The organism is Streptomyces sp. NPDC058663 (genome assembly GCF_042716745.1).
GTDB lineage: Bacteria > Actinomycetota > Actinomycetes > Streptomycetales > Streptomycetaceae > Streptomyces.
In genome coordinates, this window is the sequence record NZ_JBHXRV010000065.1 from 19,767 (window position 1) to 44,171 (window position 24,405).

Here is a 24,405-nt window from a genome sequence, read left to right on the forward strand (position 1 = left end):
CGAACCGCTCGGGGACTTCCCGAGCCCGGTCTTCGTCCTCAGTGGGCCTCGCGCGCTAGGACGCGGCGGGAGGCGGAAGTACGGTCAGCTGCATGGGCGCCACCCTAAGGCGCGATCCGTCCGGCGGACAATGTCCCTTCCGCATCCTGGACCCCACCGTCCCGCGCCGGGCCGGGTCCGCCCGCCACCGGCCCCTCGCCGGGCGCCTTCGGTGTGGACGACTGCGCGATGAAAGCACCGATCAGCACCACGGCCCCGCCCACGATCTGCGGCAGCGACAGGTGCTCCCGCAGCAGCACCCATGCCGCCACCGTTGCGATGACCGCTTCCAGACAGGCGACCACTCCGGCGACCTGCGGCGACAGCTTGCGCACGGAGACAACTCCCATGGCGTACGCGAGCACGGTCGCCACCAGCACGATCCAGCCGAGCAGCAGCCAGGCCCGCACCGGGGTGCCGCCCATGTCGGCGGTACCGCCGAGGAGTTCCCACTTCATGCCCCACGGCTGGGCGACCACCGTCAGGACGGCGGCGCCGACGAGCAGCCCGTACGCGATGACGCCCAGCGGGTCGGCGGCGTCGTCGCCTTCCCCGCCCTGGTCGGACAGCACGAAGTAGCCGACCTGGCAGCAGGCGGCCCCGATTGCGAGCAGCAGTCCCAGCACGTCGAAGGAGAGTCCCGCCCACACCTCGACCACACACGCCAGCCCGCCCACCGCGAGCACCACGCCCACGGCGGCGGCCCTGGTCACCGGCCTGCGCTGGACGAACCGCACCCAGCCGAGCACCAGCGCGGGCGCCAGATACTCGATGAGGAGGGCCACGCCGACCGGGATGCGCGAGAGCGAGGCGAAATAGAAGGCCTGCACGCCCGCCACGGCGAGCAGGCCGAACCCCACGAGCAGCGCGGGCTTGCGCCGCACCAGGTCGCGGTGGCGCCAGGCGACCGGCAGCATCACCAGCGCCGCGCCGGCCACCCGCAGCCACACCACGTGCAGCGGGTCGAGCCCCGCCTCGATCAGCGGCTTGGCCGCGACACCTGAACCACCGAATGCGAGCGCCGAGACCAGGGCAAGACCCAGGCCGACGCTCCTCCCCTGAGCGTGCATCGGCACATCATGCCAGGTGGAGTCAGGACCTTCACCCGGATGACACCTGTCGAGACGCGGCCTCGGCATACCGCCGCAAATCCCCCCGGAGGCCGGTGCACGCTGCCGTTCTCGTCAGGCCCGGCGGGCCTCGGCGTCTCCCAGCCGTTCCACCAGCAGCTCCGTATCCACTCCGGCCCGTCGCAGCACCTCCACGGCCCGGCAGTCCGGATCGGCCGCGAGCGCGGCCAGTAGATCGGCACCCCCGGCGCGCGGGTCCGTACGCTTCACCGCCCGCTCCAGGGCCACTTCCATCGCCGTGACGGCCGCGGGGGACCAGCCCGTGAGGAGGGCCGACCCCTGCATGCCCTCCGCACCGGCCTGCCAGCGCAGTCCGTAGCCGATGCTGCGCTGCACGAGATAGCCGAGCACCTTGGCCACCTGCTCCCCGTCCGGGAACGCGGCGCGGGCTTCGGGGTCGGCCTCCAGCAGGGAGTGCAGCAGATGGGCGGTGTCGATCTGACGGTCGCCGTCACGCAGCGCCCGGCGGCGTGCGCCCGCGACCGTCCTGGCCATCTCGTCGGTGAGTCCGGTCTCGATGCCTGCACTGAGTGGGACGGTCTCTCCGGAATCGGAGACCCGTCGGAGGGGGCTTTGCACCCCTCCACCCCATCATCACGGGCCCTCCCCGGGCATCCGCGCGGGGGAGCATTCCGGCATCCCACCGGAGGTGGGCACGGCGGCCCGGATTCTCCTCCTCGCGGAGGAGATCAGCTGAATCTTCCCTGAGGAGCAACTCGGCCTGACGGCTCATCAGTATGGAATGTTCGCGGCCGTTCCGCTACGTTCCGCGACACCGGTCAGGCACCGGGCAGGCACCGGGCAGGCATCCGGCATTCCCGGTCAGGCACCGCGCAGTGGTCGGATCAGGCATCCCGTCGGAAGGAACCGCCCCATGGCCGAGGTCAGCGCAGAGGCACGCATCGAAGCACCGGCCGGCCGGATCTGGGAGCGGATGACCGACTTCACGACGTACGCCCAGTGGAACGCCACGCACACCTCGTTCCCCAAGGGCGGCCCGGACACCCTCGCGGTCGGGGCGACGTACGAGGAGAACCTGAAGCTGATGGGCTTTCCCGCGGAGGTCGCCTGGACGGTCGAGGAACTGGAGCAGGACCGGCTGCTCACCGTCCGCGGCAAGGGCCCCATGGGTGTGAACCTGGCCATGCGCTATTCCCTGGCCCCCACCGACGCGGGCGGCACACTGGCGCGTATCGACGGCGAGTTCACGGGCGCGGCCGTGTCCCTGATGGCGGCCAAACTCAAGGACTCGGCGACCACGGCCCTCCAGGAGTCGCTGCGCAAGCTGGCGGCCCTGGCTGTTTGACTGCTGCCGGAAGCCGGCGGCCCCCACCGCCTGACGGCTGCCCGGAACCCGGAACCGGCCACCGGCCACCGGCTCAGCCGAGCTTCCCCGCCAGCTTCCCGTGCATCGCCGCGCTCGTCTCGTTGAGCCCGGTGACCGTGACGGTCTTGCCGTACCGCGCGTACTTTGTCTCGACGGCGTCCAGGGCCGCCACGGACGAGGCGTCCCAGATGTGCGCCCGGGACAGGTCGATCACGATCTCGTCCGGGTCGTCCCGGTACCGGAACTGGAAGACGAGGTCGTTCGACGACGCGAAGAACAGCTCACCGGTGACGGTGTAAACGGCTCGCCCGCCGTCCGCGCTCCGCACCACGTCCACGAGGTGCGCGACCCGCTTGGCGAAGATGACCATCGCGCTGACGGACCCGACGATCACGCCGATGGCAAGGTTGTGGGTGGCGACCACGCACGCCACCGTGATCAGCATGACCAGCGTCTCGCCGAGCGGCAGCCGCCGCAGTGTCTTCGGGCTCACCGAGTGCCAGTCGAAGGTCGCTGCGGACACCAGCACCATGATCGCGACCAGCGCCGCCATCGGAATGTCGGAGACGACGGGCCCGAGGGCGAGACACAGCACCAGCAGGAAGGCGCCCGCCAGGAAGGTCGAGAGCCTGGTTCGTGCCCCCGACACCTTCACGTTGATCATCGTCTGGCCGATCATCGCGCAGCCGCCCATGCCGCCGAAGAGCCCGGTCACGATGTTGGCGACGCCCTGCCCGATCGACTCGCGGGTCTTGTTGGAGTGCGTATCGGTGATGTCGTCGACCAGCTTCGCCGTCATCAGTGACTCCAGCAGCCCGACGAGGGCGAGCGCGAAGGCGTACGGGGCGATGGTCGTCAGCATGTCCATGGTGAACGGCACCTGAGGCAGCCCCGGCACCGGCAACGACGACGGCAGCTCACCCCGGTCCCCCACCGTCGGTACGGCGATGCCCGCCCCCACCGTGATCAGCGTGAGGATCACGATCGACACCAGCGGCGCGGGCACCGCGGTGGTCAGCCTGGGAAACAGGACGGTCAGCACCAAACCGCCCACGACCAGCGGATACACCGCCCAGGGAACGTCGGTCAGCTCCGGGAACTGCCCCATGAAGACCAGAATCGCCAGCGCGTTGACGAACCCCACCATCACGCTGCGCGGCACGAACCGCATCAGCCGCGCGACCCCCAGTGCCCCCAGCACCACCTGCATGATCCCGCCGAGGATCACGGCGGCGACCAGATAGCCGAGGCCGTACTCCTTGTTGAGCGGGGCGACCACGAGCGCGACGGCCCCGGTCGCCGCGGAGATCATCGCCTTCCGCCCACCGACGAACGAGATCACCACGGCCATGATCACCGCGGAGAACAGCCCGACGCTGGGCGAGACCCCCGCGATCACCGAGAAAGAGATCGCCTCGGGAATCAACGCGAGCCCGACCACAAGACCGCCGAGCACCTCGGTACGGAACACTCGCGGGGAGGCCAGCCAGTCGGGACGGGACGGGCGGGGCAGGGACAGGGAGGACATGGAACCGTTTCCTTAGGCGCACCGAGGTGCCACTGGGCGCAAAGACTCCACTCTAATACCGCGCCCCAGGACCGCACGAAGCACCATGCCCCGCCCCGGCCGGCCACCCGCTCACCCGCACGGCCCCCGGCACCGCCACCACCGCCGCTCCCGCCATCGACCTCATGGAACGGGCCTCACCCCCGCCCGGGGGCACCGCCACCGCCTCAGTAACACCACCAGGTGCCACTCGCGGGCTGCGGAATCCATCCGTAGCTCCCGGAGTCCCCCGGCCCGCGCCGGAACACCGCCGTCACCGCGTCGGGCCGATAGGTCTTGATGCGAACGGGCTTGCCCGAGGCGTCGGCGGCCTCCAGCACGATCTCCCCCGACTTGATGCGCCCGGCCGCCTGTGCCTCGACCACATCATCGACACCTTCGGCCAACTGCACCATAAACACGGCCACAACGCCTCCTCAGCCCCAACTGCGAACCGAAGCACCCTAACCCCCCAAACCCCAACACCCTCCCCACAACCACCCATTAAGCCCAACCCCCACCCCCTCCCCCTCAGCCCCCTTGGGCGACGGGGCCGCCCACACCCTTGCACCCCAGCCCCCTTGGGCGACGGGGCCGCCCACACCCTTGCCCCCAGCCCCCTTGGGCGGCGGGGCCGCCCCCGGGGGCGGAACGGGCGGGCAAGGGGGCGGCCCCCGGCGGAGCCGAACAATCCGGTCCTGCCGCACCGGAGCCCGCCCGCCCCACCGAACCCCCGCCCCACCCTCCGCCCCCCACCCGGCACCCCCACTCCACCCAACCCGAATTGGCCCTACCCCTCTCCCCGACCCACCCCCCTACCCTCTCCCCATGCGCATCCGAACCGTCGACGCCTTCACCTCCACCCCCTTCCACGGCAACCCCGCCGCAGTACTCCTCCTGGAGGACCCCGCCTTCCCCCACGCCGACTGGCTCCAGCAGGTCGCCACCGAACTCAACCTCTCCGAAACGGCATTCGCCCACCCCCTCGCGCCCGGCGAGGACAAGGACGCCGACTGGGCCCTGCGCTGGTTCACCCCCACCACCGAGGTCGACATGTGCGGCCACGCCACCCTGGCCACGGCCCACGTCCTCCGCACCACGGGCATCGCCACAGGCACCGTCCGCTTCACCACCCGCAGCGGTGTCCTCATCACCACGGCCCGCCCCGACGGCTCCCTGACCATGGACTTCCCCACGGCTCCTCTCATCCCGGTGGAGGCGCCGCCCGGCCTCGCCGAAGCCCTTGGCACTGAGCCCCTCAGCATCCACTTCACCGGTGACCTCGTGGGCGACCTGCTGGTCGAATGCCGTTCCGAGCAGGACGTACGGAACCTCGACCCGGACCTCCGGGCCCTGGCCGGTCTCTCCCGCCGGGGTGTCATCGCCACCGCGCGGGCCGAGGACCCGGAAAGGGGCTACGACTTCGCCACCCGTTGCTTCTTCCCGGCCGTGGGCGTCGACGAGGACCCGGTGACCGGTAGCGCGCACACCGCGCTTGCCCCGTTCTGGTCCGCCCGTCTGGGCCGCACCGAACTCACGGGGCTCCAGGGCGGCGCCCGCACCGGCCTCGTACGTACCTCCGTGCACGGCGACCGCACCCACCTCACGGGCCACGCGGTCACCGTGGTCGACGGCGAGCTCCTGCACCCACTCCCTGGCGCCCACTAGCCACCGGCCAACCCCAGCACGAATCGCCCACCCACCTGGCCGCGACCGCGCCAGCAGCAGCACCAGCACCAGCACCGCCAGCAGGCCACTCCCCCGACCTAGAGGGTGGGCAGCCAGTCCACCTTCCCCGCCAGCACCGCGTACCCCACGAACGCCCCGATGTCGAGCAGCGCGTGGGCCGCCACCAGCGGCCCCACCCGCCCCCACTTCCGGTAGAGCAGGACGAAGACCACGCCCATCACCACGTTGCCGATGAAGCCGCCCACCCCCTGGTAGAGGTGGTACGAGCCCCGCAGTACCGAACTCGCCACGAGTGCGGCCATCGGCGTCCACCCCAACTGGCCGAGTCGGCGCAGTAGATAGCCGACGACGATGACCTCTTCCAGCACCGAGTTCTGGATCGCCGACAGGATCAGCACCGGGTACTTCCACCACACCTCGGGGAGCGACTCCGGCACCACGGTCAGGTTGAATCCGGTGGCATTGGCCACCAGGTAGAAGGCCAGCCCCGCGCTGCCGATCCCCGCAGCGACCAGCGTCCCGCGCCCGAGGTCCGACCACGGCCGCAGCCGGTCGAAGCCGATCGCACGCAGTCCGCTCCCTTCCCTGAGCAGCAGATGCGCCACCAGTGCCACGGGCACCAGAGCGGTCGAGATGCTGAACAACTGCCAGGCGAGATCGAGCCACGGCCGGCCCGGCGCGGCGGAACTGTTCAGGTTCGCCGCCTGGTCCTTCAGCCCGCCCGGCCTGGTGACCGCACCGATGAACCGGATCAGGGCGGAAACGCCGCTCGCCCCCAGTGAGAGGGCCAGCACGAGCAGCAGTTCGGTGCCCAGCACCCTGCGGCTCAGAACCTGTTCACGCCGCGGAACCGGCCCCTCGGGCGACACTCCGGCCGTCTGCCCCGGATCCGCTCGCACTTCAACCTCCAGTTGGGTGGTCCCGCCTCATCCCGCCCCCCGCACCCAAGGCACTCGCCCCCAGGCACGAAGATCGCACACGCCAGTCACAGCTTGCCCGACCCCCACCCCAAACCCCCACCCACCCCCAGCCCCCTGGGGCGCCCACCCCCCTCGGGCGCCAAAACCGCCCCAATTACCCCAGCTCCCTCGGACGCCCATTGCCCCAGCCCCCTTGGGCGGCGGGGCCGCCCCCCGGGGGCGGAACGGGCGGGCAAGGGGGCGGCCCCCGGCGGAGCCGAACCCTGGGCCCCGGCCCACCCCGGCCCCCGGCCCCGGGCCCCGGCCCCGGGCTGGACGGAGCCACTCACTCCCACCCCACCCACACCACTCCCCCGCCCCGCGCCCGCCGCCCCCTCACCCCTGCCCCGGAAACCCCACCGGCCACAAATGCACCGCCTCCCCCTCCCCCGCCAACTCCCCATACCGCCGGGTCATCGCGGCCAGCGCCGCCTCCCGCCCCAGCCCCGCCTCCACCGCCCGGTGGTACGTCTCCACCTGCCACGAAGCCCCGTTCACCTTCCTCCGGCACCGCTCCTCGATCACTCCCAGATACCGGTCCCGGTCCGCCGCCTCCACCCCCCACGCATCCAGCCCCGCCGCCGCCAGCGGCAGCAGTTCGTCCCGCACCAGCTTCACCGCCGGCACCCGCTGCGTCCCCGACCCCCGCCCCGCCCGCGGCCACACCAGCTCGGCATCGATCCCGTACCGGCACGCCGCGTCGAAGTTCGCCTCGGCCTCCTCGAACCCCATCCGCCGCCACACCGGCCTGGAGTCCTCTGCGAGCGCCCGCACCAGCCCGTAGTAGAAGGCGGCGTTGGCGATGACGTCGGTGACCGTCGGCCCGGCCGGCAGCACCCGGTTCTCCACCCTCAGGTGCGGCACGCCGTCGGCGATCCCGTACACCGGCCGGTTCCACCGGTACACGGTCCCGTTGTGCAGCACCAGCTCGTGGAGGCTCGGCACCCCGCCGTCGTCCAGCACCCGCAACGGATCCTCCTCGTCGCAGATCGGCAGCAGCGCGGGGAAGTAGCGCAGGTTCTCCTCGAAGAGCTCGTACGCGGAGTCCACCCACTTCTCCCCGAACCAGGTCCGCGGGCGTACCCCCTGCGCGACCAGCTCCGGCGGCCGGGTGTCGGTCGCCTGGGTGAACAGCGGCGGCCGCGACTCCCGCCACAGCTCCCTGCCGAAGACGAAGGGCGCGTTGGCCCCCACCGCGATCTGCGCGCCGGCCACCGCCTGCGCCGCGTTCCACACATCGGCGAACCGCCCCGGCGTCACCTGGAGGTGCAGCTGCACGGAGGTGCACGCCGATTCCGGCACGATCGACGCGGAAGTGCAGGTCAGCCGCTCGACACCCTCGATGTCCAGCTGGAAGTGCTCGCCCCTGGCCGCCATGATCTGGTCGTTGAGCAGCACATAACGGTCCACATCGGAGAGGTTCGAGTGCACCAGGTCGTCCTGCCCCAGCGTGGGCAGAATGCCGATCATCATGATTCCCGCATCGAGCTCGGCAGCCTTCCTGTGCGCATAGCCGAGCCCGGTCCGCAGCTCCTCCGCCAGTTGATCGAGAACACGCCCGCCCAGCCGGTGCGGGACAATGTTCACTTCCAGGTTGAACATCCCGAGCTCGGTCTGGAAATCACGGCTCGCAATGCGCTCGAGGACCTCCGCATTCATCATCTTCGGCATCCCGTCGGGGCCCGCAAGATTGAGCTCGATCTCCAGCCCCATAAGATTCTTCGGCTTGTCGAACCGCTTCTCTTCCAGGAGCCTCCCGAGCCCCTCCAGACACTCGTGGAGCTTCCGCCGGTACCTCTGCCGGTCCGACAGATCGAACCCGTCTGCCACGACCTTCTCACCCATCAAGCGTCCTTCCTGGAACGGGAGAGCCTGCGGCAACGGCCGCTGCACCTGTGTGTTCACGGTCGATGATGCCCCGGCGGGCTGATCCATAACGCCCCGCCCGCACCAGGCACGTAGTACGCTCGACACGAATTCGCCCAGGCACATTCCGCAGGCAAGGTGCAGGGTGCAGTTACCGGCCCCGGCAAAGTGGTCATAAACGCCGACGACTTCAAGCCGACCGCTCCGGTCGTCGGCACCTGGGATAAGCCCTCCGGGGACCGGACCAATCGGGTGATTTCCCGTGCCGGAAGGGCATGCGGAAAGGCTGAATACCGCCTTGCTCGCAATATCCCGGACAGCTAGCTGAAACGCGATGTGAACACGTGTCGTATAAACTCCGCGAACGAGGCGGAGAGTTGACGCCGGGCCCCCGCCCAAGGCCTCCTCCGGCCCCGCACCGCTGACAGCGTCGTCCGCACTTCCCAGGCTTCACCGTGTCTCCCGAGCGAGAGGCGACCCACCATGCCGCTGCACGTACCCCCGGCTCCCGCGCCCGCCCTGCGCAGCGTCCTCGCGGCACTCGGCTCCCCCACCGCCGTACGCGAGCCCCGCACCCCGGCCCTCCGCTCCCACCAGGGGCCGCTCACCGCCGAACTGCCCCTGCCTGTGCACGTCTGGGACGAGATCACCGTCGGGGGCCGACCGCCGCACACCCGGCTCACGGGTTGGCGGTTCCTGATCCGGGACGCCGGCCGGGCCGTGGCCGCGGCCGACACCGTCCTGACCCCCGACGGCTGGACCTTCTCGCACTTCTTCGAAGGTCCCTACCTGAGCTCCACCGAGCGGGCACTGCGCCACGCCGAGTCCATGCCCACCGCCTACCAGCCGCGACTGCTGTCCATACCCGCCCTGTACATGCTGACCCTGTGGCTGCACGGCGATCCCACCGCGGACGCCACCGCGGGCGCTCCCGCCCCGTCCGACGTCCTGGTGCCGCTGGCCCCCGCCCCGCCCGGCATCGCCGCGCACCGCCCGTGCACCGTCGCCGACCTGCTGCCCGTGCTCTCCCTGCGGCTGCGTCCCGCCCCGGCCCCGGCCGCCCCGCTCCTCGGCCAGCCCGCCTGACCCTGTTCGCGTACGGTGCCCCGCCCCGGCCGCCCCGGCGCGGGGCACGGCGCTGCCCGGATACCCCATCCGGAGTAGCCCACCCGGGCCATCCCGAACCACCCGAAGAGAGGGGCAGTTGGACTGAACCGTCCGCACGGGTGACGCGTCCTCACCCAATAAGAAGTGCTGCCGTGAAATCCCTGCGGATCGACGCCCGTGGGGCAACACTGGGACCGGACCAACTGATACGGGGGGCGGCCATGAACACCGATTCGAGCCGCGGGACCACCTTCACCACCACGACGCAGCGAAAGAACCCATCCATGTGCCAGCACCAGCCACTCTGCCCGTCCGCCGAATCCGCCGACCGTGAGGCCGCCCGTCCGATGGCCCACCACCCGGAGCAGGGCTGGAGCCTGCTGTGCAACGGCGTCCTGCTCTTCGAGGACACCGGCGAGCTGCTGCCCAACGGGCAGATCATCGCGCCGCACCGCCCGCTGGACGTGGCCACCGCGGCCTGACCGGACGCGGTCACGCTGCCTGACAGCCCGCCGCGGACCAAGCGGCGGGCGCACAGTACGCACGACGAGGGGCCGGCCCGGAGCATCCGCTCCGCACCGGCCCCGACGCAGTTCAGCGTCCCGTCAACCGCCCGCCACCGTGCGTCAGTTGTCGTACTCGTCGATCGGCGGGCACGAGCAGACGAGGTTGCGGTCGCCGTAGGCGCCGTCGATCCGGCGCACCGGCGGCCAGTACTTGTCGGCGGCCGAGACCCCGGCCGGGAAGACCGCCTCCTCGCGGCTGTAGGCGTGGTCCCACTCGCCGCCGAGCGCGGCGGCCGTGTGCGGGGCGTTGCGCAGCGGGTTGTCCTCGGCGGGCCACTCGCCGCCGGCGACCTTCTCGATCTCGCCGCGGATGGCGATCATCGTGTCGCAGAACCGGTCCAGCTCACCGAGGTCCTCGCTCTCGGTCGGCTCGATCATGAGCGTTCCTGCGACCGGGAACGACATGGTCGGCGCGTGGAATCCGTAGTCGATGAGCCGCTTGGCGATGTCGTCCACGCTCACGCCGGTCGCCTTGGACAGCGGGCGCAGGTCGACGATGCACTCGTGGGCGACGAGGCCGTGCGGGCCGGTGTAGAGGACCGGGTAGTGCGGCTCCAGACGCTTGGCGATGTAGTTCGCCGCCAGTACGGCGACCTGGGTCGCGCGCTTGAGGCCCTCCCCGCCCATCAGGCGTACGTACGCCCACGAGATCGGCAGGATGCCCGCGGAGCCCCACGGAGCGGCCGAGACCGGGCCGACGCCCGTCTCGGGACCCGCCGACGGCTGCAGCGGGTGGTTGGGCAGGTAGGGCGCGAGGTGCGCACGCACACCGACCGGGCCGACGCCCGGACCGCCGCCGCCGTGCGGGATGCAGAAGGTCTTGTGCAGGTTCAGGTGGCTGACGTCGCCGCCGAACTTGCCCGGCTTGGCGAGGCCGACGAGCGCGTTCAGGTTGGCGCCGTCGACGTACACCTGGCCGCCGGCCTCGTGGACGGTCGCGCAGATGTCGGCGACGTGCTCCTCGAAGACTCCGTGCGTGGACGGGTAGGTGATCATCAGCACCGACAGCTGGTCGCGGTACTGCTCGATCTTGGCCCGCAGGTCCTCGACGTCGATCTCGCCGTCGTCGGCGGTCTTCACCACGACGACCTTCATGCCGGCCATGACCGCGCTGGCGGCGTTGGTGCCGTGCGCGGAGGACGGGATCAGGCAGACGGTGCGCTGCTCGTCGCCGTTGGCGCGGTGGTACGCCCGTACGGCGAGGAGTCCGGCGAGCTCGCCCTGCGAACCGGCGTTGGGCTGGATGGACACCGCGTCGTACCCGGTGACCTCGGCGAGGCGCTCCTCCAGCTCATGGATGAGGGTGAGGTAGCCGTCTGCCTGCTCGACCGGCGCGAAGGGGTGGATCTGCCCGAACTCGGGCCAGGTCACCGGCTCCATCTCGGTCGTCGCGTTCAGCTTCATGGTGCAGGAGCCGAGCGGGATCATGCCGCGGTCGAGCGCGTAGTCGCGGTCCGCCAGCTTGCGGAGGTAACGCAGCATCGCGGTCTCGGAGCGGTGCTGGTGGAAGACCGGGTGCGTCAGGAACTCGTCGGTCCGCAACAGTGCCTCGGGCAGCGTCTCCGCGGTCGCCTCGTCCAGTGCCTCGATGTCGGCCTCGACCCCGAAGGCCGCCCACACCGCGTCGACCTGGGCCCGCAGGGTGGTCTCGTCACAGGCGAAGGAGACGGTGTCGGCGTCGACCAGACGCAGGTTGACGCCGCGGTCACGGGCGGCGGCGACGATCTGCGCGGCCTTGCCCGGCACCTGCGCGGTCACGGTGTCGAAGAACGCGTCGTGCGCGAGGGCGACCTTGCCGGCCCGCAGCCCCTCGGCGAGGATCACGGCGTAGCGGTGGGTGCGCCGGGCGATGCCCTTGAGCCCGTCGGGGCCGTGGTACACGGCGTACATCCCGGCCATGACGGCGAGCAGGACCTGCGCCGTACAGATGTTGCTGGTGGCCCGCTCGCGGCGGATGTGCTGCTCGCGCGTCTGCAGGGCGAGGCGGTACGCCTTGTTCCCGTCCGCGTCCACGGAGACGCCCACGAGCCGACCGGGCAGGCTGCGCGCGAACTTCTCGCGTACGGCCATGAATCCGGCGTGCGGTCCGCCGAAGCCCATCGGCACACCGAAGCGCTGCGTCGTACCGACCGCGATGTCCGCGCCGAGCTCGCCGGGCGAGGTGAGCAGCGTCAGTGCCAGCAGGTCGGCCGCCACGGTGACGACGGCACCGAGCTCGTGCGCCGCGTCGATCACCGGCTTGATGTCGCGCACGACACCGGAGGCGCCCGGGTACTGCAGCAGCACGCCGAACACACCGCGCTCGGCGATCTCGGCCGGAATGCCCTCGGACAGGTCCGCGACGACGACCTCGACACCGGTCGGCTCGGCGCGCGTCCGGATCACGGCGATGGTCTGCGGAAGCGTTTCAGCATCGATCAGGAAGACGCCGTCCTTGACCTTGCCCACCCGGCGCGCGAGCGACATGGCCTCGGCGGCCGCGGTGCCCTCGTCGAGCAGCGAGGCCCCGGAGGTCGGCAGCCCGGTCAGCTCGGCGACCATGGTCTGGAAGTTGAGCAGCGCCTCCAGCCGGCCCTGCGAGATCTCCGGCTGGTACGGGGTGTAGGCCGTGTACCAGGCGGGGTTCTCCATCACGTTGCGCAGGATGACCGGCGGGGTGAAGGTCCCGTAGTACCCGAGCCCGATCATCGGGGCGAGCACCTGGTTGCGGTCGGCGAGGGTACGCAGTTCGGCCAGCACCTCCTGCTCGGTGCGCGCCTCCGGCAGCCCGAGGGCCGCAGCGTTCTTGATGGCATCCGGTACGGCGGCGTCGGTCAGCTCGTCGAGCGACCCGTAACCGACCTGCGCCAGCATCTTCGCCTGAGCCTCGGCATCGGGTCCGATGTGACGGTGCTCGAAGGGGATGCCACGCTCGAGTTCTTCGAGCGACATACGGTTGGCGGTCATCTGCGGAAGGCCTCCTGGTCTGACACGACCTGCGAGGGGCACCACGGCACGGGCGCCCGGACGGCCTCCCCCTCTGTCATCTCAACCTGAGAGCTTCACCAGGACATCAAGAGCGCGGATGTCCCGACTTTCACCGTCGGTGAGGATGGTCCACGCCCCGGCCTGCGCCGTGTACGTGTTCCACCCTGCTTTCCAGAGTGACCTCGTCCGTGCGGTACAGGGGCCTGAGAGATTCCGGGGAGGAGTTGCTCCTTCGGCGCCTCCGACACATTCCTCTTCGAAGGACTCTCCCGCACGGGGTCAGCAGCCATTGGCCAGCCTACCAGCGCACTCCCGCCCCGATCCCTCGAGTGGCCAGCCTCCCGAATCTGCACTTTCGTAGTGTTTTACGGGGTTCATGCAGGAGTGGCGACCAGTTGGAGGGACCGTGCAGACCGACGTCGATCCGCGCAGCCTGATCGGCCGCAAGGCACTTGACCGCAACGGCAACAAGATCGGAACGGTGGACGAGGTCTATCTGGACGATGCCACCGGCACCCCGGAGTGGGCGGCCGTCCGCACCGGACTCTTCTCCCGGGACGCCTTCGTGCCGCTGGAGCCCAGCACCCTCGTCGGCAACACCCTGCGCATCCCGTTCGAGAAGTCCCTGATCAAGGACGCCCCCGACTTCGGCGTGGGCCGCCACCTCTCCCCCGAGCAGGAGCTCCAGCTCTACCGCCACTATGGGCTGGACTCCCCGGCCCCCACGCCCCCGGACCGCGACTTCGGCACCCTCGCGGGCGACGACAACTAACCACAACCACCTCTCCGCGAACCGCCAGGCCCCCACGCCAGAAGCCAAACCCCCAGGCCCCAGCCCCCTCTCACGCCTCCCGCGGCTCCGTTCCCACCAACGGCAAGGGCTCCGCCGGTTCCAGCTCCGGGTCGTCCACCCGGAAGGTGCGCACGCGCCCCGGCACCCGCGACCCCGGCTCCTCGAACCGCACCGTCACCCGCCCCACACCGCTCCCCTGCACCCACCCTGCCCCGTATTCCGCATGCCGCACGTCGTGCCCCGCATGCCATCGCCGCTCAGCCGCTTCTTGGGCCTGTGCCGCCGCCGACAGCTCGCCGCCCAGCCCCGCCTCGGCGCCACCCGAAGCCTGGTCACCCGCTTTCGGGCCCTCCGAAGCCGCGCCGCCCAGTACCTCCACGTCGCCCTCGCCCTCGGCCGCCTCCGCGGCCCCCACCAGAGCCCCCGCGCCCATACCGCCTCCTGCTTGCGCTTCCGCTGCCGCCAGCGCCTCGCGGGCAGCGGCCTGCGCGAACAGGTCCTCCTGCGTGAAGTCCGCCAGTCCCGTCACCCCCACCCCCAGCAGCCGCACCCCGCCCGTGGTGTCCACACCCTCCAGCAGCCGCGCCGCGGCCTCCCGCACCACCCCGGGGTCGTCCGTGGGCCCGCGCAAGGTCTCCGACCGCGTCAGCGTCGAGAAGTCGAACCGGCGCACCTTGAGCACCACGGTCCGCCCCGACCGCCCCGCCCCGCGCAATCGCTGCACACACCGCTCGGCCAGCCGCTCCACCTCGCCGCGCACCCGCACCCGGTCGTGCAGGTCCACGTCGAAGGTGTCCTCGACCGACACCGACTTGGCGTCCCGCTCCGCCACCACGGGCCGGTCGTCCAGCCCGAGAGCCATGCGGTGGAGCGAGGCCCCGTGCGCCTTCCCCAGGAGCCGTACGAGCTCGTCCACGCCCGCGGACGCGAGGTCGGCCACCGTCGTCATCCCGGCCCGCCGCAGATGGTCCCCGGTGGCCGGACCGACCCCGGGCAGGATCCGCACCGACATCGGAGCCAGCAGCTCGCGCTCGGTGCCCGGCTCCATCAGCACCAGCCCGTCCGGCTTCGCCTGCTCGGAAGCGATCTTGGCCAGCATCTTGGACCCCGCGAGCCCCACCGACCCGCTGAGCCCCGTGACCGTACGGATGTCCTTGCGCAGCTGCTCCCCGACCGCCCGCGCGGACTCGGCGTCATCGGCCGTGCCGCCCGCCTCCAGGTCCACGAAGGCCTCGTCCAGGCTCAGCGGCTCGACCAGCGGCGACAACCGCCCCAGCAGCTCCATCACCTGGTCGCTGACCGCCCGGTACAGGGAGAAGCGCGGCACCAGATATGCCGCGTTCGGCGCCAGCCTCCGCGCCTGCGCGGTCGGCATCGCCGAGTGCACCCCGAACCGCCGCGCCTCGTACGAGGCGGTGGCCACCACTCCGCGCGGACCGAGTCCGCCCACCACGACCGGCTTCCCGCGCAGGCTCGGCTTCGCCGCCTGCTCCGTGGCGGCGTAGAAGGCATCCATGTCCAGATGCAGGATGGTCGGCACGCTTCTCACACCAACGATGCTGCCCTACGCCACTGACATTCGGCCGGACCGGCCGAGGGGCACCCCGCCCGCCCCGTACGGCCCGGCGGCCGGGCGCAACCGGTGCAGCTGCGCAGCCGGTGCAGACGCACGGTGGGCGCACCCTCACGGTCGGCTCAGCCGGGACGGCGGGTGCGGCCCTTCAGCCGGCCCGGTTCCGCCGCCGAGCCAGCTCGTCCCGGGGGTTGTTCCCGATCAGCGTCTCACCGGTGTCGACCCGCTCGCCGTGCAGCTGCGAGAGCGCCGTCTCGACGTCCCGCCACACCACACCGACGGCGATCCCGAAGATGCCCTGCCCGCCCTGCAGCAACGTCACGACCTCGTCCGGCGACGTGCACTCGTACACGGTGGCACCGTCGCTCATAAGTGTCATCCGCTCCAGGTCCTCGAATCCCCTGGCCCGCAGGTGCTGCACCGCGGTCCGGATGTTCTGCAGGGCGACCCCGGTGTCCAGAAACCGCTTGACGATCTTCAGGACGACCACGTCGCGGAAGCTGTAGAGCCGCTGCGTCCCGGAGCCGTAGGCCGGCCGCACGCTCGGCTCGACCAGCCCGGTGCGCGCCCAGTAGTCCAGTTGCCGGTACGTGATACCCGCGGCCGCACACGCGGTGGGCCCCCGGTATCCGACCGTCTCGGCCGCTTCGGCGGCCCGCGCCGGAGCGAGGGGGTGCTGACTGCTCATGGGGTCGGCCGGACTGCCGAGCGGATACGGCCCGCCCGTCGCCGTACCGTCGCCGCTGATTCTCACGCCGACCTCCGTCCTTGACCTGCCCTGTCGACGGTAGGCAGTCACCCGGGGTGCGTCAACGATCGCCACACTCGGCATGCCGAGTGATAATCACCCTGAGAGTGGTTTCCCGTATCTCTCATCGGGGAAAGGCTACTCGAATGCCCTGAAAAGCCAGGGCCGCACATGCCCCTCAAGCAACGGTGCCCGGCCGGGAATCCCGGCCGGGAATCCCGGCCGGGCAGCGCCGCTCACTGACTGTTGGTACCGAAATCCTCCGGCGAGATCTGGTCGAGGAACTCGCGGAACTTCTCCACCTCGTCCTCCTGCTCGTCCGGAATCGCGATCCCGGCGTCGTCCAGCACCCCGTCACTGCCGTAGATGGGCGTACCGGTGCGCAGCGCCAGCGCTATGGCATCGGACGGGCGCGCACTGACCTCCACCCCGCTGGCGAAGACCAGCTCGGCGAAGAACACCCCGTCCCGCAGGTCGGTGATCCGTACTTCGGTGAGCTCCTGGCCCACCGCTTCCAGCACGTCCTTGAACAGGTCGTGCGTCAGCGGCCTGGCAGGCGCCAGACCCTGCTGGGCAAAGGCGATCGCTGTGGCCTCACCCGGTCCGATCCAGATGGGAAGGTACCGATCGCCTCCCACTTCACGCAGGAGCACGATCGGCTGGTTGTTGGGCATCTCCACCCTGACACCTACGACGTCGAGCTCGTTCACACAGCAACCCTAGGACGTGCCCGACCGGTTTGGGTAGTCGGGCTCCTGTTCACTCCGAGTACAGCTCAGTTCGAGCCGGACCTCAGCGCCGTCTGCACCAGTGCCGCGTGCAGCCGCACCGAGATGCCGGCCAGCTCTCTGGTGGTGGCCTCGGCATGTGCCCTGGTCTGCGGATTACGGTGCCGGCGCAGGGGAGCGACGACGTTGTCGATCAGCCCGGCCTCCCGGTCCGCGGCGGCCTTCATGGCCCGCAGATGGCGCGGTTCCAGACCGAATCGCCCCAGATCCGCCACAAGCCTGGCGACGGTGACTGCCTCCGCGTCGTAGCCGCCGTCCGGCAACGCCGAGATCAGGCCGTACGCCTCCCACTCGCCGAGGTCGCTGTCCACCACCTCGGCGGCGGCGAGCAGCTCCTCACGGCCGATGCGGGCAGCGGTCGGGCCCTCGCCTGCCGTCTCGGGGGCACCGTCGAGCAGCTCGCGGGGCCCGCCGGCAGCCGGCAGCTGGACCTGCTCGCCGCGCTCCAGAGCGTCCAGGTGCTCCTTGATGACCTTGAGCGGCAGGTAGTGGTCGCGCTGCATGCGCAACACCTGGGCGAGCCGCTCCACGTCCGCCGGGCTGAACTTCCGGTACCCGGACGGCGTGCGCTGCGGCTCGACCAGCCCCTCCGCCTCCAGGAAGCGGATTTTCGAGATCGTGACTTCGGGAAATTCCTCACGCAGCAGGCTGAGCACAGAACCGATGCTCATCAGCCGGCTGCCGGCTGAGGTGGTGCCGCGCACGGCACCACCTGTCGGGATTCGCAGCATGGACCTTCCCTGGAAGGATCAGACGCCCTGCTGGCTCGCGTAGAAGACCAGCCGGTACTTACCGATCTGCACCTCGTCGCCGTTCGCCAGCAGGACCGCGTCGATGCGCTCCCGGTTGACGTACGTGCCGTTGAGGCTGCCGACGTCGGAGACGGTGAATCCGCCGTCCGCACCCCGGCGGAACTCCACGTGCCGTCGCGAGACGGTCACGTCGTCGAGGAAAATGTCGCTCTGCGGGTGACGGCCGGCCGTGGTCAGCTCGCCGTCGAGCAGGAAGCGGCTCCCCGAGTTCGGGCCGCGGCGCACCACCAGCAGCGCCGCACCGAGCGGAAGCGCGTCGACCGCGGCCTGGGCCTCGGGCGACAGCGACGGCAGAGAGGTCTGTCCGGTCTTCTCCGCCTCGTACGCCTCCAGCCCCGAGATCGAGATGGTCGAGGTCGTCTCCGAAGGGCGCTCGGCGGCGGCCCCGCCCCGCAGCGGCGCTCCGCAGTTGGAGCAGAACCGGCTGGCCTCGGCGTTGCGGTGCCCGCACCTCGTACAAACCGGCAAGGCCGACATGGACGGATCCTCCTGCCGCGGCTGCCCCGCGTGGTGGGCGCTGGTTGCGTACGGATCGGCGGCAAACCCTCCACCCGTACCTGAGGTTGATGGATCCCCGGAACCTATGCGGCCGGGACCTGCCGGGTCAACAGACGACGCGCCGTGTCCGCCGACCTCGTCACGGAACAGCGGGCGCTCGCCGCTCTGCTCCTCGGCCTCGCCGGGGCGCGGGGCACGGTGACGCGCAGTGTGGGAGCTGCTGTCGTCACGTGCACTCTTGCCGAACAATTTCGCAAACAACTTCACGGGCGATTCCCCTTGACCGAAACAGACCCGCCCGTGGGGCAGGACGAACCCTGCATCAACAAACTCTGCATCTACCGACAACCTGCTGACGTGGACATCTGTACAACGTCCGTATCCATCAGACAGTTTCCACCACGCACCGCGTCCTGGATGCGCCGACCCCCCGCAACCTCATGCCCGTGTCCGACACCGCTCATTCGCCCCGCCTTCACTGGGGTGACAACCGAGCGTAGTCAGGCCGCTTCGCCGGTCGCAAGGCATTCACGACGATCTTCTCAAGTCGTTGCACGACGGCCGTGGCCTGCTCCTTCTCCAGAGTCTGCACAACACCGCCGGGGATGTTGAGCGCGGGCTCCAGGTCCTGCGGCTTGCCGATCACCTTGAAGCTGTACGGCGCGGAGACCTTCTTGCCGTCCACCTGGATGCTGCCGCCGACATCGGAGAAATAGGTGTTGGCGACGACTCGTACGTCATTGATCTGGATCGCTTCCGCCCCTGCCGCCCGCAGTTCCTGAATGGTGTCCAGCAGCCGGTCCGCCTCGACCACCCCGCGCGGATCATTGATGGTCAAGGTGATTCCCGGCCCCTGTGCGCCCACCGTCCCCGCGAGCACCCCGAGCTGACGCTCCTTCTCCTGCGTCTGCTTGCGGGCCTCTTCGGCCTGGTCCGAACTGCTCTCCAGCTCCGTCCGCTGGTCGACCAGCCGCTGCTTCTCGTCCTCGAGCCGCTGCGTACGGTCGTCCAGCTCGTCCAGGATCCGTACGAGGTCCTCCTGCCGCGCACCGCGAAGCGCCCCGTTGTCACTGGTCGAATTGACCTGAATGGCCAGCCCGAGCCCCAGCCCGAACAGCAGCAGGGCGACGATGAGCTGGGCGCGGCTGAACCTCGGCGGCCACAGTCCCGCCGCCAGCCGCTGGCGTCCGGTCAGCTCCGGCCGCTCTTCCTTCTCCTCCGTGCTCACCGGCATCACGCCCGGAAGATGTGCCGCCGGATGGCGGCAGCGTTGGAGAAGATCCGGATGCCGAGAACGACGACCACGCCCGTCGACAGCTGCGCGCCGACGCCCAGTTTGTCGCCCAGGAAGACGATCAGGGCAGCCACGACCACGTTGGACAGGAAGGAGACGACGAAGACCTTGTCGACGAAGATCCCGTCCAGCATCGCCCGCAGCCCGCCGAAGACCGCGTCCAGTGCGGCCACGACCGCGATCGGAAGGTAGGGCTCGACCACCGCCGGCACTTCGGGCCGGACCAGCAATCCGACCACGACTCCCACGACGAGGCCCAGTACTGCGATCACGATGTGCCCTTCTCCGTCTTCTGTGTGTCGGCCACGCCCTTTCCGGCGTCCGCGGCCTGCGGTTGTGCGATGCGTACGATCAGGCTCGGCGCGGCCGGCAGCCGCACCTCGTCCTGGTCGGACATGCTGGTGCGGATGCCGTAGCTCTCCTGCAGCACGTGCAGGTACTGGCCGTCCGCGCTGTCGTTGAACGCGGTGTTGAGGTGCTTTCCGCCCACGGCCAGCACGGTGTAGGGCGGCACCAGAGGCTTGTTGTCGACCAGTATCGCGTCGCCCGCCGCCCGGATCGCCGAGAGCATCGTCAGGCGCTGGCCGTTGATGGCCACGGCCTCGGCGCCGGACTGCCAGAGCCCGTTGATGACGCGTTGCATGTCGCGGTCCCGCACCCGGCCGGTGTCGGAGAATCCGCTGTCTCCGCGCGGTCCGTCGGCTCCCCCGCCGGTCTCCTTGGCATCGTCCACGACGAGTTTGACGCCCGGACCCTGCACCGGGGTTGCTCCGGACAGCAGAGCAACCAGTGCACCCTGATCTCCGCCGTGTTGCTCAAGAGCCTTGCGCTGGCGCTCACTCACGTCACCGCGGAGCGCCTCGACGTCCTTCTCCAGGCCGTCGGCATCCGAGGTCTCCGTCTGGATCCGCTCGACGAGTTCCTCACGTTCCTTGGCCACTACCGGAGCAGCTATCCGCGCGTTCGCCGCTCCCAGCGTGACCACCGCGGCCGCCAGTACGAGACCGCCCGCCAGGGCGAGTTTCGTCTTCAGGGTGCGCGGCATGCCGGCGGTGCCGTCGGCCTTCTGACGGGCGGCCGCCTGTGCGTAGCCGTCGTCGAGACTGTGCTCCATCACGTTCGTCAGCAGCGACATCGACGCATCCGGGCGTCGCGGTGGAGATGAGGTGCTCCGGACGGGGGGCTGCTGCGACATGCCGCACATCGTCGCACGTCGCGGCCGCTCCCACCGAATGGCCCCACCGGTGTGCAGGAAGGCTCCGTGAGGCGCCTTCCTGCACACCGGCGTGACGTCAGTGATCTGCGCCGTCGACGATCGCCGCCCACTCGTCGAGGAGCGCCTGGGCGGACTCGTCGTCCGGTCCCTCGGCCCACAGATGAGTGACGGCCTCCGCGGGATCCGGCAGCACCATCACCCAGCGCCCGTCGGCCTCGACCACCCGCACACCGTCGGTGGTGTCCACCGACCGGTTCCCGGCCGCCTCGACCACTCGTCGCATGACCAGGCCCTTGACCGCCCACGGAGTGGCGACGTCGCGCCGCAGCACATGCGCCCGCGGAATCCGCGCGTCGATCTGGCTGAGCGTCAACTGGGTCCTGGCCACGAGCCCGATCAGCCTGACGAAGGCCGCGGCCCCGTCGAAGACGCTGCTGAACTCCGGCACGATGAACCCGCCGCGCCCGTCCCCGCCGAAGATGGTCGTCTCCTCGCGCCCGACCCGTGTCAGGTCGTCGGGCGAGGTGGTCGTCCACTCCACCTGCGTTCCGTGGTACGCGGCGACCTGCTCGGCCACGCGCGTGGTCGTCACCGGCAGCGCTACCCGCCCGCTGCGCCGCTCCGCGGCCACCAGGTCGAGCATGACCAGCAGAGCACGGTCGTCCTCGATGATGCGGCCCCGCTCGTCGACGAGCGAGAGCCGCTCACCGACCGGGTCGAAGCGCACCCCGAAGTCCGCCCTGGCCGACGCCACGATCTCACCGAGCCGCACGAGCCCCGCCCGCCGCGAGTCGGCAGTCTCGGTGGGACGCGCCTCGTCCAGCCCCGGGTTGATCGTCAGCGCGTCCACCCCGAGCCGTCCGAGCAGGCTGGGCAGCACGAGCCCCGCGCTTCCGTTCGAAGCGTCGACGACGACCTTCAGCCCGGCTTCCGCGATCCCTGTGGCGTCCAGGTTCCGGAGCAGCGACCCGGTGTACGAGTCGAAGACGCTCGCCGGGAAGTGCAGGTCGCCGATCTCGCCGGGGAAGGCCCGCCGGTACTCCTGCCGCGCGTACACCCGGTCCAGCTTCCGCTGACCGGCCTGCGACAGATCCGCACCACGCTCGTCGAAGAACATGATGTCCACCGAGTCCGGCACACCGGGTGTCGTACGGATCATGATCCCGCCGGCACTGCCACGCGCGGTCTGCTGCCGCGCCACGGGCAACGGCACGTTCTCCAGGTCGCGTACATCGATGGCGCTGGTCTGCAGCGCGGAGATCATCGCCCGCTTCAGCGCTCGGGCACCACGGGAGTGGTCCCGGGCCGTAGTGACCGTGGACCCCTTCTTCAGGGTCGTCGCATACGCGCCGGCCAGGCGGACAGCCAGCTCCGGCGTGATCTCCACATTCAGTACGCCGGAGACGCCGCGCGCACCGAAGAGGTGCGCCTGCCCCCGCGACTCCCAGATCACCGAGGTGTTGACAAACGCACCGGCCTCGATGGTCTTGAACGGGTACACCCGCACATTGCCCTGAATGATCGATTCTTCGCCGACCAGGCACTCGTCGCCGATGACCGCCCCGTCCTCGATCCGGGCCGCCCGCATGATGTCGGTGTTCTTGCCGATCACGCAGCCGCGGAGATTGCTGTGCTGCCCGATGTAGACGTTGTCGTGCACGACAGCCCGGTGCAGGAAGGCGCCGCTCTTCACCACGACGTTCGAGCCGATGATGCTGTGCTCGCGGATCTCCGCCCCGGCCTCGACCTTCGCGTAGTCACCGATGTACAGCGGGCCCCTGAGTACGGCGTCCGGGTGCACCTCGGCGCCTTCGGCAACCCATACTCCGGGAGAGATCTCGAAGCCGTCGAGCTCGACGTCGACCTTGCCCTCGAGGACGTCCGCCTGGGCCTTCACATAGCTCTCGTGCGTACCGACGTCTTCCCAGTAGCCCTCGGCGATGTAGCCGTAGACCGGCTTGCCTTCCTTCATGAGCTGCGGGAAGACATCGCCCGACCAGTCCACCGGAACGTCGGCTTCGACGTAGTCAAAGACCTCCGGCTCCATCACGTAGATGCCGGTGTTCACCGTGTCGGAGAAGACCTGGCCCCAGGTCGGCTTCTCCAGGAAGCGTTCGACCTTTCCTTCCTCGTCCACGATCGTGATGCCGAATTCCAGTGGATTCGGCACCCGCGTCAGGCACACCGTGACCAGCGCGCCCTTTTCCTTGTGGAAGCGGATGAGGTCGGTAAGGTCGAAGTCCGTGAGCGCGTCGCCGGAGATGACCACGAAGGCATCGTCCTTGAGCGCTTCTTCCGCATTCTTGACGCTGCCCGCAGTGCCGAGTGGCTTCTCCTCGTTGGCATAGGTGAGCTCCATTCCGAGCTCTTCCCCGTCGCCGAAGTAGTTCTTGACGAGCGAGGCCAGAAACTGCACGGTTACGACGGTCTCACTGAGCCCATGCCGTTTGAGCAGCCTCAGTACGTGCTCCATGATCGGCCGGTTGGCGACCGGCAGGAGCGGCTTGGGCATGCTCGAAGTCATGGGGCGAAGGCGTGTGCCTTCGCCGCCGGCCATCACGACGGCCTTCATGTCGGAAGAGTCCTCCTTTGAAGAGAAAATCTGGCCGACTTCACCCGCCCGGAGCCCTCCCGAGGACGTCAGAGGTCCGGAAGGGCCGGCGCCTCACTGCGCCACTGCGACAGGTTCAATCAGCCGGGGCGTCGGCCTTGACCAGCCGACGGACCTGAACCACGTAAAGAATTCCTGCCCACCAATAGAGGGTTGTACCCCATCCGGCGAACGCCCATCCGAAAATAGCACCGATTGGCCCGAGCCACCCGGGCTGAGCGCTGAGCAGCAACAGGGGGAAGGCGTACATGAGATTGAAGGTGGCTGCCTTGCCGAGGAAGTTCACCTGGGGCGGAGGATAACCGTGCCGACGGAGGATACCCACCATCACGAGAAGCATGAGCTCACGGGCCAGGAGGGCTGCCGTGACCCACCAGGGAAGGATCTCCCGCCAGGTGAGGCCGACCAGAGTGGACAGGATGTAGAGCCGGTCCGCGGCCGGGTCGAGCAGCCGCCCCAGCTTGCTGATCTGATTCCACTTACGTGCAAGCTTGCCGTCGAGGTAGTCGCTGACACCACTGAGCATGAGCACCGCCAGCGCCCACCAGTCACTGTTGGGACCGCCGAACACAGGGCGAAGGATCAGCCACAGGAACACGGGTACGCCAACAAGACGAGCCATGCTCAGAATGTTGGGGATGGTGAGGACTCGGTCGGTCTGAACGCGAGTCTCCTGGACCTCCACCCGGGGGCCTCCTGTGGGAACGTGCCAACGATTTTCCCCCCGACCCTACCCTCAGCCACCACGGCCGGCCGCACAGGGGTACAGAGCCTCGCGGTGAACGCAAAAAAGCCCCGTACCGGTATCCCCGGTACGGGGCTCTTCGCAATGATTGTTCGGCGGCGTCCTACTCTCCCACAGGGTCCCCCCTGCAG

Annotated in this window: 22 protein-coding genes and 1 riboswitch; of the genes, 5 read left to right on the forward strand and 17 right to left on the reverse strand. The window is 69.9% G+C overall.

The genetic code is table 11. The features are described 5' to 3' along the window. Nucleotides 1-104 precede the first annotated feature (104 nt). Together ACFWVV_RS33755 and ACFWVV_RS33760 are read right to left on the reverse strand one after the other, a co-directional pair. Nucleotides 105-1,109 carry a DMT family transporter gene (locus tag ACFWVV_RS33755; RefSeq protein WP_384358471.1) on the reverse strand — a complete coding sequence of 335 codons (1,005 nt, stop codon included), beginning with the start codon at nt 1,107-1,109 and terminating at the stop codon, nt 105-107. 114 nt (nt 1,110-1,223) lie between these two features. After that, nucleotides 1,224-1,748 carry a Clp protease N-terminal domain-containing protein gene (locus ACFWVV_RS33760; protein WP_384358473.1) on the reverse strand — a complete coding sequence of 175 codons (525 nt, stop codon included), beginning with the start codon at nt 1,746-1,748 and terminating at the stop codon, nt 1,224-1,226. Between the two features lie 295 nt (nt 1,749-2,043). Between ACFWVV_RS33760 and ACFWVV_RS33765 the strand changes: the two genes are divergently transcribed. After that, nucleotides 2,044-2,475 (forward strand): SRPBCC family protein, encoded by a 432-nt coding sequence (locus ACFWVV_RS33765; protein ID WP_384358475.1) that lies wholly within the window; start codon nt 2,044-2,046, stop codon nt 2,473-2,475. A gap of 73 nt (nt 2,476-2,548) precedes the next feature. Here the strand turns inward: ACFWVV_RS33765 and ACFWVV_RS33770 are convergent, their stop codons facing one another. Then, a complete protein-coding gene (locus ACFWVV_RS33770) occupies nt 2,549-4,024 on the reverse strand; it encodes a SulP family inorganic anion transporter (protein WP_384358477.1) in 1,476 nt (491 codons plus the stop codon). Between the two features lie 206 nt (nt 4,025-4,230). Next, a complete protein-coding gene (locus tag ACFWVV_RS33775) occupies nt 4,231-4,470 on the reverse strand; it encodes a hypothetical protein (protein ID WP_384358479.1) in 240 nt (79 codons plus the stop codon). A 400-nt stretch (nt 4,471-4,870) separates the two neighbouring features. On the opposite strand from ACFWVV_RS33775, the gene ACFWVV_RS33780 reads away from it, so the two are divergent. Continuing rightward, a complete protein-coding gene (locus ACFWVV_RS33780) occupies nt 4,871-5,710 on the forward strand; it encodes a PhzF family phenazine biosynthesis protein (RefSeq protein ID WP_384358481.1) in 840 nt (279 codons plus the stop codon). Between the two features lie 98 nt (nt 5,711-5,808). Here the strand turns inward: ACFWVV_RS33780 and ACFWVV_RS33785 are convergent, their stop codons facing one another. Both ACFWVV_RS33785 and ACFWVV_RS33790 read right to left on the reverse strand, forming a co-directional pair. After that, complete coding sequence (locus ACFWVV_RS33785) at nt 5,809-6,630, reverse strand: CPBP family intramembrane glutamic endopeptidase (RefSeq protein WP_384358483.1); 822 nt, start codon at nt 6,628-6,630, stop codon at nt 5,809-5,811. Nucleotides 6,631-7,026: 396 nt separating this feature from the next. Beyond that, the gene (locus tag ACFWVV_RS33790; RefSeq protein WP_384358768.1) at nt 7,027-8,535 is read right to left on the reverse strand and encodes a glutamate--cysteine ligase; all 1,509 of its coding nucleotides are present in this window, start codon (nt 8,533-8,535) and stop codon (nt 7,027-7,029) included. Nucleotides 8,536-9,039: 504 nt separating this feature from the next. On the opposite strand from ACFWVV_RS33790, the gene ACFWVV_RS33795 reads away from it, so the two are divergent. Together ACFWVV_RS33795 and ACFWVV_RS33800 are read left to right on the forward strand one after the other, a co-directional pair. Next, the gene (locus tag ACFWVV_RS33795; protein WP_384358766.1) at nt 9,040-9,642 is read left to right on the forward strand and encodes a hypothetical protein; all 603 of its coding nucleotides are present in this window, start codon (nt 9,040-9,042) and stop codon (nt 9,640-9,642) included. 305 nt (nt 9,643-9,947) lie between these two features. Further along, complete coding sequence (locus ACFWVV_RS33800) at nt 9,948-10,145, forward strand: DUF5999 family protein (RefSeq protein ID WP_384358770.1); 198 nt, start codon at nt 9,948-9,950, stop codon at nt 10,143-10,145. A 144-nt stretch (nt 10,146-10,289) separates the two neighbouring features. Here the strand turns inward: ACFWVV_RS33800 and gcvP are convergent, their stop codons facing one another. Beyond that, entirely contained in the window at nt 10,290-13,175 is a 2,886-nt protein-coding gene (gene gcvP, locus ACFWVV_RS33805; protein ID WP_384358764.1) for an aminomethyl-transferring glycine dehydrogenase, read from the reverse strand. A gap of 202 nt (nt 13,176-13,377) precedes the next feature. Then, a riboswitch (glycine riboswitch) is annotated at nt 13,378-13,478 on the reverse strand. 94 nt (nt 13,479-13,572) lie between these two features. Between gcvP and ACFWVV_RS33810 the strand changes: the two genes are divergently transcribed. Beyond that, entirely contained in the window at nt 13,573-13,968 is a 396-nt protein-coding gene (locus ACFWVV_RS33810) for a PRC-barrel domain-containing protein (RefSeq protein ID WP_384358762.1), read from the forward strand. Between the two features lie 70 nt (nt 13,969-14,038). Here ACFWVV_RS33810 and ACFWVV_RS33815 read toward each other — a convergent pair whose 3' ends face one another. The 10 genes from ACFWVV_RS33815 to ACFWVV_RS33860 all read right to left on the reverse strand — a co-directional run bounded on the left by ACFWVV_RS33815 (nt 14,039) and on the right by ACFWVV_RS33860 (nt 24,214). Continuing rightward, nucleotides 14,039-15,538 carry a DNA polymerase IV gene (locus ACFWVV_RS33815; protein WP_384358760.1) on the reverse strand — a complete coding sequence of 500 codons (1,500 nt, stop codon included), beginning with the start codon at nt 15,536-15,538 and terminating at the stop codon, nt 14,039-14,041. A gap of 172 nt (nt 15,539-15,710) precedes the next feature. After that, nucleotides 15,711-16,316 (reverse strand): MerR family transcriptional regulator, encoded by a 606-nt coding sequence (locus tag ACFWVV_RS33820; RefSeq protein ID WP_384358758.1) that lies wholly within the window; start codon nt 16,314-16,316, stop codon nt 15,711-15,713. A gap of 230 nt (nt 16,317-16,546) precedes the next feature. Then, nucleotides 16,547-17,020, reverse strand: a complete 474-nt coding sequence (locus ACFWVV_RS33825) for a bifunctional nuclease family protein (protein WP_345225142.1) — start codon at nt 17,018-17,020, stop codon at nt 16,547-16,549. A gap of 65 nt (nt 17,021-17,085) precedes the next feature. Then, nucleotides 17,086-17,829: a MerR family transcriptional regulator gene (locus tag ACFWVV_RS33830; protein ID WP_384358756.1), complete on the reverse strand. Its 744-nt coding sequence runs from the start codon at nt 17,827-17,829 to the stop codon at nt 17,086-17,088. Between the two features lie 18 nt (nt 17,830-17,847). Further along, on the reverse strand, nt 17,848-18,756 hold the full coding sequence (locus ACFWVV_RS33835; protein ID WP_384358754.1) for an FHA domain-containing protein: 909 nt from the start codon (nt 18,754-18,756) through the stop codon (nt 17,848-17,850). A gap of 127 nt (nt 18,757-18,883) precedes the next feature. After that, the gene (locus ACFWVV_RS33840) at nt 18,884-19,642 is read right to left on the reverse strand and encodes a DUF881 domain-containing protein (RefSeq protein WP_384358752.1); all 759 of its coding nucleotides are present in this window, start codon (nt 19,640-19,642) and stop codon (nt 18,884-18,886) included. Further along, entirely contained in the window at nt 19,642-19,974 is a 333-nt protein-coding gene (locus tag ACFWVV_RS33845; protein ID WP_040019805.1) for a small basic family protein, read from the reverse strand. Before ACFWVV_RS33845 ends, ACFWVV_RS33840 begins: the two co-directional genes overlap by 1 nt. Then, nucleotides 19,971-20,897, reverse strand: coding sequence for a DUF881 domain-containing protein (locus ACFWVV_RS33850; protein ID WP_384358749.1), 927 nt, complete (start codon nt 20,895-20,897; stop codon nt 19,971-19,973). Before ACFWVV_RS33850 ends, ACFWVV_RS33845 begins: the two co-directional genes overlap by 4 nt. Nucleotides 20,898-20,994: 97 nt before the next feature. Next, a complete protein-coding gene (locus tag ACFWVV_RS33855) occupies nt 20,995-23,490 on the reverse strand; it encodes a sugar phosphate nucleotidyltransferase (RefSeq protein WP_384358747.1) in 2,496 nt (831 codons plus the stop codon). A gap of 115 nt (nt 23,491-23,605) precedes the next feature. Continuing rightward, the gene (locus tag ACFWVV_RS33860) at nt 23,606-24,214 is read right to left on the reverse strand and encodes a CDP-alcohol phosphatidyltransferase family protein (RefSeq protein WP_384358745.1); all 609 of its coding nucleotides are present in this window, start codon (nt 24,212-24,214) and stop codon (nt 23,606-23,608) included. Nucleotides 24,215-24,405: the final 191 nt, after the last annotated feature.